This window comes from Kosakonia sp. HypNH10 (genome assembly GCF_029850615.1).
GTDB classification, from domain to species: domain Bacteria; phylum Pseudomonadota; class Gammaproteobacteria; order Enterobacterales; family Enterobacteriaceae; genus Kosakonia; species Kosakonia cowanii.
Genome location: NZ_JAOTIU010000004.1, coordinates 359,704 through 371,886 on the forward strand (window position 1 = coordinate 359,704; position 12,183 = coordinate 371,886).

Annotated in this window: 8 protein-coding genes; 6 read left to right on the plus strand and 2 right to left on the minus strand. The window is 58.1% G+C overall.

Going from position 1 to position 12,183, the window contains the following annotated elements:
- The first annotated feature begins 153 nt into the window (after nucleotides 1-153).
- The 4 genes from N7V53_RS14065 (at nucleotide 154) to ridA (ending at nucleotide 2,165) form a co-directional block, all read left to right on the plus strand.
- On the plus strand, nucleotides 154-300 hold the full coding sequence (locus N7V53_RS14065) for a pyrBI operon leader peptide (protein ID WP_223284269.1): 147 nt from the start codon (nucleotides 154-156) through the stop codon (nucleotides 298-300).
- Nucleotides 293-1,228 (plus strand): aspartate carbamoyltransferase, encoded by a 936-nt coding sequence (gene pyrB, locus N7V53_RS14070; protein ID WP_023480227.1) that lies wholly within the window; start codon nucleotides 293-295, stop codon nucleotides 1,226-1,228. Before N7V53_RS14065 ends, pyrB begins: the two co-directional genes overlap by 8 nt.
- Before the next feature lie 13 nt (nucleotides 1,229-1,241).
- Nucleotides 1,242-1,703, plus strand: coding sequence for an aspartate carbamoyltransferase regulatory subunit (gene pyrI / locus N7V53_RS14075; protein ID WP_023480436.1), 462 nt, complete (start codon nucleotides 1,242-1,244; stop codon nucleotides 1,701-1,703).
- A 75-nt stretch (nucleotides 1,704-1,778) separates the two neighbouring features.
- The gene (ridA, locus tag N7V53_RS14080) at nucleotides 1,779-2,165 is read left to right on the plus strand and encodes a 2-iminobutanoate/2-iminopropanoate deaminase (protein WP_023480382.1); all 387 of its coding nucleotides are present in this window, start codon (nucleotides 1,779-1,781) and stop codon (nucleotides 2,163-2,165) included.
- 290 nt (nucleotides 2,166-2,455) lie between these two features.
- On the opposite strand, the gene N7V53_RS14085 is transcribed toward ridA, so the two are convergent.
- The gene (locus N7V53_RS14085; protein WP_279793741.1) at nucleotides 2,456-4,840 is read right to left on the minus strand and encodes a family 20 glycosylhydrolase; all 2,385 of its coding nucleotides are present in this window, start codon (nucleotides 4,838-4,840) and stop codon (nucleotides 2,456-2,458) included.
- 569 nt (nucleotides 4,841-5,409) lie between these two features.
- Nucleotides 5,410-8,118: a magnesium-translocating P-type ATPase gene (gene mgtA, locus N7V53_RS14090; RefSeq protein WP_279793742.1), complete on the minus strand. Its 2,709-nt coding sequence runs from the start codon at nucleotides 8,116-8,118 to the stop codon at nucleotides 5,410-5,412.
- Between the two features lie 382 nt (nucleotides 8,119-8,500).
- Here mgtA and treR point away from each other — a divergent pair, with 382 nt between their 5' ends.
- Nucleotides 8,501-9,445, plus strand: a complete 945-nt coding sequence (treR, locus tag N7V53_RS14095; RefSeq protein WP_279793743.1) for a trehalose operon repressor TreR — start codon at nucleotides 8,501-8,503, stop codon at nucleotides 9,443-9,445.
- Nucleotides 9,446-9,792: 347 nt separating this feature from the next.
- Nucleotides 9,793-11,928: an anaerobic ribonucleoside-triphosphate reductase gene (gene nrdD / locus N7V53_RS14100; protein ID WP_076768984.1), complete on the plus strand. Its 2,136-nt coding sequence runs from the start codon at nucleotides 9,793-9,795 to the stop codon at nucleotides 11,926-11,928.
- Nucleotides 11,929-12,183: the final 255 nt, after the last annotated feature.

A 12,183-nucleotide genomic window follows, 5' to 3' on the forward strand; every position in this document is an offset into this window, starting at 1 on the left:
TGCGTTAACGCATGTTTCAATGCTGGCGCGTAAGCGGCGTTTAAAACGCATTACTATTCATAGAGAACCGTTTGCACTGCGTAAAGTGTGCATCAAACGCTTGATCCGCGAAAACAGCTGCGTATAATCCGGGACAATTTGCCGGGAGGAAGCATGGTCCAGTGTGTTCGAGAGTCTCTCTTACCGCGTCTGAATACAGGCGCAGGCCTGCCGTTTTTCGCTCCCGTGGCTTACCCCATATCCAGCCCCTCTTTTGAGGGGCTTTTTTTTGCGCCGTCGTCAGGAGATAACCATGGCTAATCCGCTATATCAGAAACATATCATTTCCATAAACGATCTCAGCCGCGAAGAACTTGAACTGGTCCTCCACACGGCGGCGAGCCTGAAAGCCAACCCGCAGCCGGAGCTGCTGAAGCATAAAGTGATCGCCAGCTGCTTCTTTGAAGCCTCCACCCGCACGCGTCTATCTTTTGAAACCGCCATGCACCGCTTAGGCGCAAGCGTGGTTGGCTTCTCCGATAGCAGTAACACCTCGCTCGGCAAGAAGGGCGAAACGCTGGCGGACACTATTTCGGTGATTAGCACCTATGTCGATGCGATTGTGATGCGCCATCCGCAGGAGGGCGCGGCGCGCCTGGCGACGGAGTTCTCCGGTGGAATTCCGATCCTCAACGCCGGTGACGGTGCGAATCAGCATCCGACGCAGACGCTGCTGGATCTCTTCACCATTCAGGAGACCCAGGGTCGTCTGGAGAATCTCAATATCGCGATGGTGGGCGATCTGAAATATGGCCGTACCGTGCACTCGCTGGCGCAGGCGCTGGCGAAATTTAACGGTAACCGCTTCTACTTTATCGCCCCGGACGCGCTGGCAATGCCGCAGTACATCCTCGATATGCTGGATGAAAAAGGGATCGCCTGGAGCCTGCACGCCAGTATCGACGAGGTGATGGCCGAGGTCGATATTCTCTATATGACGCGCGTACAGAAAGAGCGCCTCGATCCGTCGGAGTATGCCAACGTCAAAGCGCAGTTTGTGCTGCGCGCCGCCGACCTTGAGGGTGCGCGCAGCAATATGAAAGTGCTGCATCCGCTGCCGCGCGTCGATGAGATCACCACCGATGTCGATAAAACCCCGCACGCCTGGTACTTCCAGCAGGCCGGGAACGGTATTTACGCCCGCCAGGCGCTGCTGGCGCTGGTTCTGAATCGCGATTTGGCTCTGTAAGAGGGAAACGACAATGACGCATGACAACAAACTTCAGGTCGAAGCCATCAAACGTGGCACCGTGATTGACCATATTCCGGCGCGTATCGGCTTTAAGCTGCTGACGCTGTTCAAGCTGACGGAAACGGATCAGCGCATCACCATCGGCCTGAACCTGCCTTCCGGTGAAATGGGCCGTAAAGATCTGATTAAAATCGAGAATACCTTTCTGACCGACGAGCAGGTGAACCAGCTGGCGCTCTATGCGCCGCAGGCGACGGTGAACCGCATTGATGAGTATGAAGTGGTGGGCAAATCGCGCCCAAGCCTGCCGGAGCGCATCAGCGGCGTGCTCACCTGCCCGAACAGCAACTGCATCAGCCATGCCGAGCCGGTGTCGTCGAGTTTTGCGGTGAAAAAGCGCGAAAACGATATCGCGCTGAAGTGCAAATATTGTGAAAAAGAGTTCTCGCACCACGTGGTGCTGGCTAACTAATTGCGGCTGGTAAAGCCGGGTGCCCTCCCTATAATGGATCGGCATCCCTTTTACCGCAGATTACAGGAGTGATTTATGACTAAAGTTATCGCCACGGAAAACGCGCCAGCCGCGATTGGTCCTTATGTGCAGGCCGTCGATCTGGGCAATATGATCCTGACTTCCGGTCAGATCCCGGTCGATCCGAAAACCGGCAGCGTGCCGGATGCGATCGATGCCCAGGCGCGCCAGTCGCTGGAGAACGTGAAAGCGATCGTTGAAGCGGCAGGTTTGACCGTGGGCGACATCGTGAAAACCACCGTTTTCGTCAAAGATCTCAACGATTTCGCCACCGTTAACGCCACCTACGAAGCCTTTTTCACCGAGCATAACGCCTCCTTCCCGGCGCGCTCCTGTGTCGAAGTGGCCCGTCTGCCGAAAGATGTGAAAATCGAAATCGAAGCCATCGCCGTTCGTCGTTAATGCCCTCCGCCGCCATCAGCGCCCTTGCCTGATGGCGGCTTCGCCTTATCAGGCCTACAAAACCAGACCACAAACCGCATTCCCGTAGGCCGGATAAGCAAAGCGCCATCCGGCAAACAGCCCACACATCGCCGACCGGCGAAACGCCTGATGGCGGCTTCGCCTTATCAGGCCTACAAGACTGCGCCTTATCAGGCATGGGGAAACCATGTTGCTGAAACGGCGTAGGCCGGATAAGCGAAGCGCCATCCGGCAAACAGCCGCTTTCCGCAGGCAATGCGGCACGCTGTCTAGCGGTTAACCGTCGCGCGCAGCAGTTTTTCCAGCGGATACACTGCCGCAATCACCACTTCATCCTGCACCTGCGCCGCGCTATCCAGTTCACGCTGAATCGAAGCGATCTCCTTATCATCAAGCGTTCCCTGACGGGCAACGAGATCGGTTAACCGCAGGCCAATTGCCGCCAGTTTGTCGACCTCCTGCACCACCGGTTTCATCGCTTTCAGCTGGTAGTTAGCCTCGCAGAGTGTGAGCGCATCGCTGGTATTGTTTTGCCAGCGCATAAACAGATGCCGCAGCGCCCCGGCGCTGGCGTTATCTTCCGCGTCGCTAATTAGCCGATCTGCCCACTGGTTTATCTGCCGCACCGTGCTGCTCTCGGCAAACAGCGCATCGGCAAGGCGGTTAAGCGGCTCAAACTGATGATAATTCCCCGCCTGAAACTTGAGATGCTGACGCGTGTAATAGTGCGCGGGCTCAAGGGCCTGGGCGAGGATTTGCAGCGGCACAGTATCGGCGCTGTTCGCCAGCCGGGTGAACTGCGTCAGTTGCTGGCTATGCTGCTGCAGGCCAACTGAGACCGAAGACCAGCTATCGACGGCCTGCAAACGCATATACATATTCTCGCTGTCGTTGACATCCTGCGCCGACCACAAACGCTCCGCCACCGCAAAAGCGCGCGGCCACAGCTTGATATCCAGCACCGGCGCAGCAACGTTTTCCGCCCACAGCGCCGCTTCCCCGCCAAGCAGATTCGCCTGCTGCGCGGCATCCGGCACCACCGGCGCGATCCCGTCTGGCACCGTTTCCAGCCGCGCGCCGCTGATGGGGTAACGCACATTGCCCAGCAGGAAATAGCCGCTCAATTTATCGTCTGCGAGGGTAACCACCGGGCGCGTCTCGCCCATCCAGCTGTCGACGGTAAAGGTCACCTGATCGTCGCTGCGCCAGCTGATATTCTCTACCGCGCGGCGGGATTTGCCTTTGAAATCAATAAATCCGCGCCATCCCTCGTCACCCTTCACCAGCGTAAAGCTACCCTCAACCGGGCTGCCTTTCAGGCGCGGCATCGAAAATGACCAGCTCTGCGCGCTCTCGTTGTCGCCAATCACATCCACACTCTTTAACCCCTGCGGCACAATCTCATTGCGGTAGTGGTATGCGGTGTACTGTGGTTGATCGAGATAAAAACCGGTAGAGAGAATGCCTTTGTAGCCCTGCTTCGCGACCTCGCCCAGCGCGTCCTGGCCCTGCCAGGATTGAATCAAAATACTTTTCGGCAGATCCGGGTGAAAGATCTCATCCCAGCCGACCATCTGGCGGTGATGTTTTTCGAGGATCGTTTCCAGCTTGCGGTTGAAGTAAGCCTGTAACGCGTGGCTGTCTTTGAGCTGATGATCGCGCATAAATTGCTGGATCTGTGGATTGTTTTTCCACTGGGTATCGTCCACTTCATCGCCGCCGATATGCAGGTAGGCATCCGGGAAGATCGCTGCCAGTTCGCTCACCATCGCCTCCGCAAAGGCGTATGTCGCCTCTTTTGTCGGATCGAGTACCGGTTTCAATACGCCCCAGTGGCGCTCCATAGCATAGGGCCCCGGCGCGCTCAGCAACTCCGGGTAGGCAACCGCAATCGCGGAAGCGTGGCCCGGCATATCAATCTCCGGCACCACGCGGATGCCGCGCGCCGCCGCATAACGCACGACTTCGCGCATTTGCGCTTCACTGTAGTAAAGCCCGTCGCTGGCAAGCTGCGTCAATTTCGGGTAGCGCGTCGAGGCAAACCGCCAGCCCTGATCGTCGGTCAGATGCCAGTGCAGCACGTTGAGCTTTGCCGCCGCCATGCCGTCAATCTGCCGCTTAATATCTTCAACGGGAATAAAGTGACGCGCTGAATCGAGCAGCAGCCCGCGCCACGGGAAGCGCGGCGCATCTTCGATGGTCACCCAGGGGAGCTGGGTCTGTTCGGCGCTGTTTTGCAAAAGCTGAAGCAGCGTCTCAATACCGCGCTGCGCGCCAAAGCGGGTGTTGGCCGCAATTTTTGCGCCACTGCCGTCGATAGTCAGCGTATAGCGTTCATCGCTATCCAGCGCCGGAATGGGTGCCACCTTGTGGGCAATCGCGATCGTAATCGTAGCATTCGATGGATTTGCCGCCTGCGGCTGCAGCGTCCAGCCAGTTTGCCGTGCAATACGCTGGCGTAGCTGCGTGATTATCTCGTCGGCATCGTCGCCGCTGACGCGGATGGTCAGTTGATTATTCATTACCAGCGCGCCCTGCTCCGCTGGACGCGTCACGCTGGCAGGCCAGGGCATTAAGGGCAGATCGCCCGCCGGTGCGGCAAGAGCAGAGAAGCCGAGCAGCAGTCCGGCGGACAAAAGGCTGTAACGTAACATGCAGGTTCCTTAAGCGGGGAAAGCGAAGCAAAACACTCAGGTACCATGCACACATTTTCACCGTCAAGCGCGCCGACCGACGGCGATCACACGCCGGTTCATTTAAGAGAAATGCCCGGTAAAACAGCACCGTCCCGTGCCGGATAAGCAAAGCGCCATCCGGCAAACAGCCCGCACATCGCCCTCCGGCGAAATGCCTGATGGCGGCTGCGCCTTATCAGGCCTACAAAACCATGTAACTGAAACGGCGTAGGCCGGATAAGCGAAGCGCCATCCGGCAAACAATCCGCACATCGCCCTCCGGCGAAATGCCTGATGGCGGCTTCGCCTTATCAGGCCTACAAAACTGCGCCTTATCAGGCATGGGGAAACCATGTTGCTGAAACGGTGTAGGCCGGATAAGCGCAGCGCCATCCGGCGAACAACCCGCACATCGCCCTCCGGCGAAATGCCTGATGGCGGCTTCGCCTTATCAGGCCTACAAAACTGCGCCTTATCAGGCCTACAAAACCATGCCACTGAAACGGCGTAGGCCGGATAAGCGTAGCGCCATCCGGCACTTATCCGCGCTATTGCCAGCCGTAACGGCGGTAAAAGATCCCCTTCACGCACTGGGTCAGGATCATATACCCCGCCAGAATCGCCACCAGCCACGGGAAATAAGCGAGCGGCAGCGCCTGCAATTGCAGGTAACCCGCCAGCGGTGAAAAGGGCAACGCAATCCCAACACAGATGCCCATCAGCGTCATCGCCACCAGCGGCCAGGCGGGGCGGCTCTGAATAAACGGCACGCGGCGGGTGCGGATCATATGCACAATCAGCGTTTGCGACAGCACGCCCACCACAAACCAGCCGGACTGGAACAGGGTTTGCGCCTCCACCGTATTGGCCTTAAACACCCACCACATTACGGCAAAAGTAATAATGTCGAAGATGGAGCTGAGCGGCCCGAAAAAGACCATAAAACGCCCGAGATCCGCCGGGTTCCAGCGCTGCGGTTTGGCGATCTGCTCCTCGTCGACGTTATCAAACGGGATCGCCACCTGCGACACATCATAAATCAGGTTCTGGATCAGCAAGTGCAGCGGCAACATCGGCAAGAAGGGCAGAAACGCGCTGGCCACCAGCACGCTAAAGACATTACCGAAGTTCGAGCTGGCGGTGATTTTGATGTACTTGAGCATATTGGCAAAGGTGCGACGCCCTTCGATTACCCCCTGCTCCAGCACCATCAGGCTCTTTTCCAGCAAGATAATATCTGCCGCTTCGCGGGCGATATCGACCGCGCCATCCACTGAGATACCAATATCTGCCGCCCGCAGCGCAGGCGCATCGTTTATGCCGTCGCCCATAAAGCCCACCACGTGTCCTTCGCGTTTCAGCAGGCGCACAATGCGCTCTTTGTGCATCGGCGTCAGGCGGGCAAACAGCGTCACATGCTGCGCCACGTGCGCCAGCTCGTTGTCGCTCATGCGTTCGATTTCACTGCCAATCAGCACATCGCCCACCGCTAAGCCCACTTCGTGACACACTTTGCCGGCGACCAGCTCGCTGTCGCCGGTGAGGATTTTGACGGTGATGCCGCTGGCTTTCAGCGCTTTTAACGCCGGGGCGGTGCTCTCTTTCGGCGGATCGAGAAACGCGATATACCCTTCGAGGATCAGATCCGATTCATCAATACGCTGATAGTCACCGCTGCGCGCGGGGAGATATTTGGTCGCCACCGCCACGACGCGCAGTCCCTGGCGGTTAAGGGTACTGGTGACGCGCTCAATGCGCCGCAGCATGCTGTGATCCAGCGGCACAATCTCGCCGTTGTAGCGCACATGGGCGCAGACGCTGAGCATCTCGCTAAGCGCGCCTTTGCAAATCAGCTGATGGGCGTCCGCCTCCTGCGCTACCACCACCGACATGCGGCGGCGCTCGAAATCGAAGGGAATTTCATCCACTTTGCGCCACTGCGCGGCGAGCGTTTGCGCCATCTCCGCCTCGACGCTCTCCAGCACCGCGGTATCAAGCAGGTTTTTCAGACCGGTCTGGTAATGGCTGTTAAGCCACGCGCAGTGCAGCACGCGCTCGCTCACTCTGCCGCTGATATCGGTGTGGTTCTCCAGCACGATTTTGTCCTGCGTCAGCGTGCCGGTTTTATCGGTGCAGAGAATATCCATCGCGCCAAAGTTCTGAATGGCGTCGAGGTGTTTCACAATCACTTTCTGTTTTGAGAGCTTCACCGCGCCGCGCGCCAGCGTCGAGGTAACAATCATCGGCAGCATCTCCGGCGTCAGCCCAACGGCGACAGAGAGGGCAAACAGCGCCGCTTCCCACCAGTCGCCTTTGGTGAAACCGTTAATCAGCAGCACGATAGGCGTCATCACCAGCATAAAGCGGATCAGCAGCAGGCTGACGCGGCCGATCCCCTTCTGGAAGGCGTTCGGTTCGCTCTCCTGCTCGCCGACGCGGCTGGCTAGCTGCCCAAACCAGGTGTGGCCGCCGGTGGCAATCACCAGCGCCTGCGCGGTGCCGCTCACCACGTTAGTGCCCATAAAGCAGAGGGTGTCGCACTCCAGCGGGTTGCTCTGCGCCACCTGGCGGGTGATGGCGCTCTTCTCAACCGGCAGCGACTCACCGGTCAGCGACGCCTGGGCGACAAAGAGATCCCGCGCCTGCACGATGCGCAGATCCGCCGGGATCATATCCCCGGCTGAAAGCTTGACGATATCGCCCGGCACCAGCTGATCGATCGGCAGCTCGCACCAGTCGCTCTCGCCACTATCACTCACCACGCGCCGCACCGTCGCGGTGTTGGTGACCATCGCTTTTAGCGCATCCGCCGCTTTGGTCGAGCGCGCTTCCTGTAGCCAGTTCAGCAAGGTGGAGATCGCCACCATCAGCGCGATCACTCCTGCGCCAAAGAGATCTTCCGAGGCATAGGAGATGATGCCGAGCACGGTGAGCAGTAGGTTGAACGGGTTGCGGTAGCAGAGCCAGAGATGCACCCACCACGGCGACGGTTTCTGAGCCGGAATCAGGTTTTCGCCGTGGATTTCCCGCGCCAGCCGCACCTCCTGCGTGTTTAACCCCTCCGGGTGGCTGTGAAAGGTTTCCCACAGCTGCGGCTGGTCCATCAACGCCGTTTGCAGGCAGCGTTCACTCATTGAGGGCGGGATCTCGCCCTGGGTGGCGCTACGCACGCCGGGAAGCGGATCGCGCGCGACCAGGCGGCGCGGTAAGTGGCGATTCAGGCGAGCGAAAAGCTGCCGGGTAAATGTTTTCAGCATAGCGATCTCCTTGCCCCCGCATCACGCGGGTGCGTTAACTACGGGCGCGACAATGCCGCACCAGCAGGTGTCAATAACTCGGGCAGGGACGATATGGCGTCGCTGCCTTACGCATCCGGTAAGGCAGCACAGGCGGGCTTACCGGAAGGGTCTTCTCCATCGGGGATGAGGGGTGGGATCGGGATCCATAGCGCCTCCGGTAAGGGTTAAAAGGGAATGATTACGCAGCGGTATCATATACCCCGAAATGTAAACCGAACGTATACGACCGCCACTCGCGGCGCGCAGGGATAAACCAGACTTTACTCATTGTTGTTATTTGCTCTGAAGTGCAACACTTTCTGACTCTGCCAACCCCCATCGCCAGTATCAGGAGTGCTGCATGCCAAACCGGCTGACCATTAATGACATCGCGCGTTTAAGCGGCGTGGGAAAATCGACCGTCTCGCGCGTGCTGAACAATGAAAATGGCGTCAGCCAGCAGACGCGCGAACGGGTGGCGGCGGTGGTGAACCAGCACGGCTTCTCCCCTTCCCGCTCCGCACGCGCCATGCGCGGGCAGAGTGACAAAGTGGTGGCGATTATCGTGACGCGGCTCGACTCCCGCGCCGAAAACCTGGCAGTACAAACCATGCTCCCGGCCTTTTATGAGCAGGGCTACGACCCGATCATGATGGAGAGCCGCTTTCAACCGGAGCTGGTGGCGGAACATTTGCAGATGCTGAGCCAGCGTAATATCGACGGTGTGGTGCTGTTCGGTTTTACCGGCATTACGCCCTGCCTGCTTGCCGCCTGGCGCGACTCGCTGGTAGTGATGGCGCGCGACGTCAGCGGTTTTTCCTCCGTCAGCTATGACGATGAGGGTGCCATTGAACTGCTGATGGCAAAGCTCTACGCAGAGGGCCACCGGCAGATCGCTTTTATTGGCGTTCCGCACAGCGATGTCACCACCGGAAAGCGTCGCCACCAGGCTTATGAGGCGTTTTGCCGCCAGCACAATCTGACGCCGCGCGCGGTGCTGCCCGGCCTGGGTATGCAGCCGGGTTACGATCACGTGGCGCAGGTGCTGACGCCCGAGACCACGGCGCTGCTCTGCGCCAGCGACAGCCTCGCCCTCGGTGCCAGCAAATATTTGCAGGAGCGACGCATCACGCTTCAGCTTGCCAGCGTCGGCAACACCTCCCTTATCACTTTTCTCCACCCGGAGATCCTCACCGTCGATCCGGGCTACGCCGAAGCCGGTCGCCAGGCGGCGGCGCAGCTGATCGCCCAGGTGACGGACGTTGACGCCCCGCGCCAGCACGTCATTCCTGCCCGTCTGGTTTAACTTCTGCACGCTTTTTGATGCATTTTTAATCATTATAAAAGCGTGAAATTTTATATCCCTCCTGAATGCCCCGCCCGCTGTAGCGTCAGATTTTTACTTTGTCCTGAGTCAAAAAAGAGGCAAACATCTTTGATGCAAATCACTATATATAGAAATTAGAATGCCACCCGGCCCTACATATTGTAGTTCTTGACTATTATACGAACAAACCTACCGCCCGGAATGCAGGTCATTCTGTGGATAATCGGGGCCAGAACGGGACGAACTTATTGGTTTTAATAATGAATAACCAACCGATGGGACGTCTTTATCGTGTGGATAACCTGTTTTTGCAGAAGGGAGTGATCATGACACCGCATGTGATGAAACGAGATGGCTGTAAAGTGCCTTTCAGCTCGGCGCGGATCCAGGAGGCAATCTGGCGCGCCGCAACCGCAGCGGGAGTCGATGACGCAGACTATTGCGCCACCGTCGCAGCAGTTATCAGTAGCCAGATGCAGGATCGCGCGCAGGTCGATATCAGTGAAATCCAGACCGCCGTTGAAAATCAGCTAATGTCCGGCCCATACAAGCAACTGGCGCGCGCCTATATTGAGTACCGTCACGACCGCGATATCGCCCGCGAAAAGCGTGGCCGCCTGAACCAGGAGATCCGTGGCCTGGTGGAGCAGACCAACTCGGCGCTGCTTAACGAGAACGCCAACAAAGACAGTAAAGTGATCCCGACCCAGCGCGACCTGCTGGCGGGGATTGTCGCCAAACACTACGCCCGCCAGCACCTGCTGCCGCGCGATGTAGTGCAGGCTCATGAGCGCGGCGAGATTCACTACCACGATCTCGACTACTCACCCTTCTTCCCGATGTTCAACTGCATGTTGATCGACCTGAAAGGGATGCTGACTCACGGCTTTAAGATGGGCAATGCGGAGATTGAACCGCCGAAATCTATCTCCACCGCCACGGCGGTGACCGCGCAGATTATCGCCCAGGTCGCCAGCCATATTTATGGCGGCACTACCATCAACCGCATTGATGAAGTGCTGGCACCGTTTGTTACTGAGAGTTTTGAAAAGCACCGCAAAGTGGCAAACGAGTGGCAGATCGCGGACGCCGACGCCTACGCCCGCTCGCGCACCGAGAAGGAGTGCTACGACGCGTTTCAGTCGCTGGAGTATGAAGTCAACACGCTGCATACCGCCAACGGCCAGACGCCGTTTGTCACCTTCGGCTTTGGCCTCGGCACCAGCTGGGAATCGCGCCTGATCCAGCAGTCGATTCTGCGTAACCGCATCGCAGGCTTAGGTAAAAACCGCAAAACCGCGGTGTTCCCGAAACTGGTGTTTGCCATTCGCGACGGGCTGAACCACAAGTTCAGCGACCCGAATTACGACATCAAACAGCTGGCGCTGGAGTGCGCGAGCAAGCGCATGTACCCGGACATTCTCAACTATGACCAGGTCGTGAAAGTGACCGGCTCGTTTAAAACCCCGATGGGCTGCCGCAGCTTCCTCGGCGTGTATGAAGAGAACGGTGAGCAGATCCACGACGGGCGTAACAACCTTGGCGTTATCAGCCTCAACCTGCCGCGCATCGCGCTGGAAGCGAAAGGGGATGAAGCCGCTTTCTGGAAGCTGCTGGATAGCCGCTTAGCGCTGGCGCGCAAAGCGTTGATGACCCGCATCGCCCGCCTCGAAGGGGTGAAAGCGCGTGTAGCACCGATCCTCTATATGGAGGGGGCGTGCGGCGTGCGTCTGCAAGCGGATGACGATATTGCGCCGATTTTCAAAAATGGCCGCGCGTCGATCTCGCTGGGCTATATCGGCATTCATGAGACCATCAATGCCCTTTCCGGCAATAAACATATTTACGACAGCGAAACCCTGCGCGCGAAAGGGGTGGCGATTGTTGAGCGCCTGCGCCAGGCGGTGGATCAGTGGAAAGAGGAGACCGGCTACGGTTTCAGCCTCTACAGCACGCCGAGCGAAAACCTCTGCGACCGCTTCTGCCGCATCGATACCGCCGATTTTGGCGTGGTCGATGGCGTGACCGATAAAGGGTATTACACCAATAGCTTCCACCTCGACGTGGAGAAGAAGGTGAACCCGTACGACAAAATCGACTTTGAAGCGCCCTATCCGCCGTTAGCCAGCGGCGGGTTTATCTGTTACGGCGAGTACCCGAACATTCAGCACAACCTGCGCGCGCTGGAAGATGTGTGGGATTACAGCTATCAGCATGTGCCCTATTACGGCACTAATACGCCGATTGATGAGTGTTATGAGTGCGGTTTCACCGGCGAGTTTGCCTGCACCAGCAAAGGCTTTACCTGCCCGAAATGCGGCAACCATGACGCCTCCCGCGTGTCGGTGACGCGCCGCGTGTGCGGTTATCTCGGCAGCCCGGACGCGCGCCCGTTCAACGCCGGCAAGCAGGAAGAGGTTAAACGCCGCGTGAAGCATCTTGGCAATGGGCAGATTGGCTAAGCCCGGAGATGTGCCCGATGGCGCTACGCTTATCGGGCCTACGGTTGCGCCATCCTGGTTTTTTACAAAGCGACTCTGAAGCGATTTCGCTAAAAAATGGGCGTCGTCACAAGGAATCTCGGCGAGCTTACACAAGTAAGTGACCCGGGTGAGTGAGAGCAGCCAACACAGTTATGGCGGCAAGCAGGAAGCGATTTCGCAAAGCAATTGGCGTCATAACAAGGCGGCAAACGAAGGAATCCCGGCGAGCTTACA

Coding starts and splice junctions, on each gene's coding strand:
- pyrB (WP_023480227.1), top strand. CDS start 293: ATGGCTAATCCGCTATATCAGAAACATATCATTTCCATAAACGATCTC.
- N7V53_RS14065 (WP_223284269.1), top strand. CDS start 154: ATGGTCCAGTGTGTTCGAGAGTCTCTCTTACCGCGTCTGAATACAGGC.
- ridA (WP_023480382.1), top strand. CDS start 1,779: ATGACTAAAGTTATCGCCACGGAAAACGCGCCAGCCGCGATTGGTCCT.
- nrdD (WP_076768984.1), top strand. CDS start 9,793: ATGACACCGCATGTGATGAAACGAGATGGCTGTAAAGTGCCTTTCAGC.
- N7V53_RS14085 (WP_279793741.1), bottom strand. CDS start 4,840: ATGTTACGTTACAGCCTTTTGTCCGCCGGACTGCTGCTCGGCTTCTCT.
- pyrI (WP_023480436.1), top strand. CDS start 1,242: ATGACGCATGACAACAAACTTCAGGTCGAAGCCATCAAACGTGGCACC.
- mgtA (WP_279793742.1), bottom strand. CDS start 8,118: ATGCTGAAAACATTTACCCGGCAGCTTTTCGCTCGCCTGAATCGCCAC.
- treR (WP_279793743.1), top strand. CDS start 8,501: ATGCCAAACCGGCTGACCATTAATGACATCGCGCGTTTAAGCGGCGTG.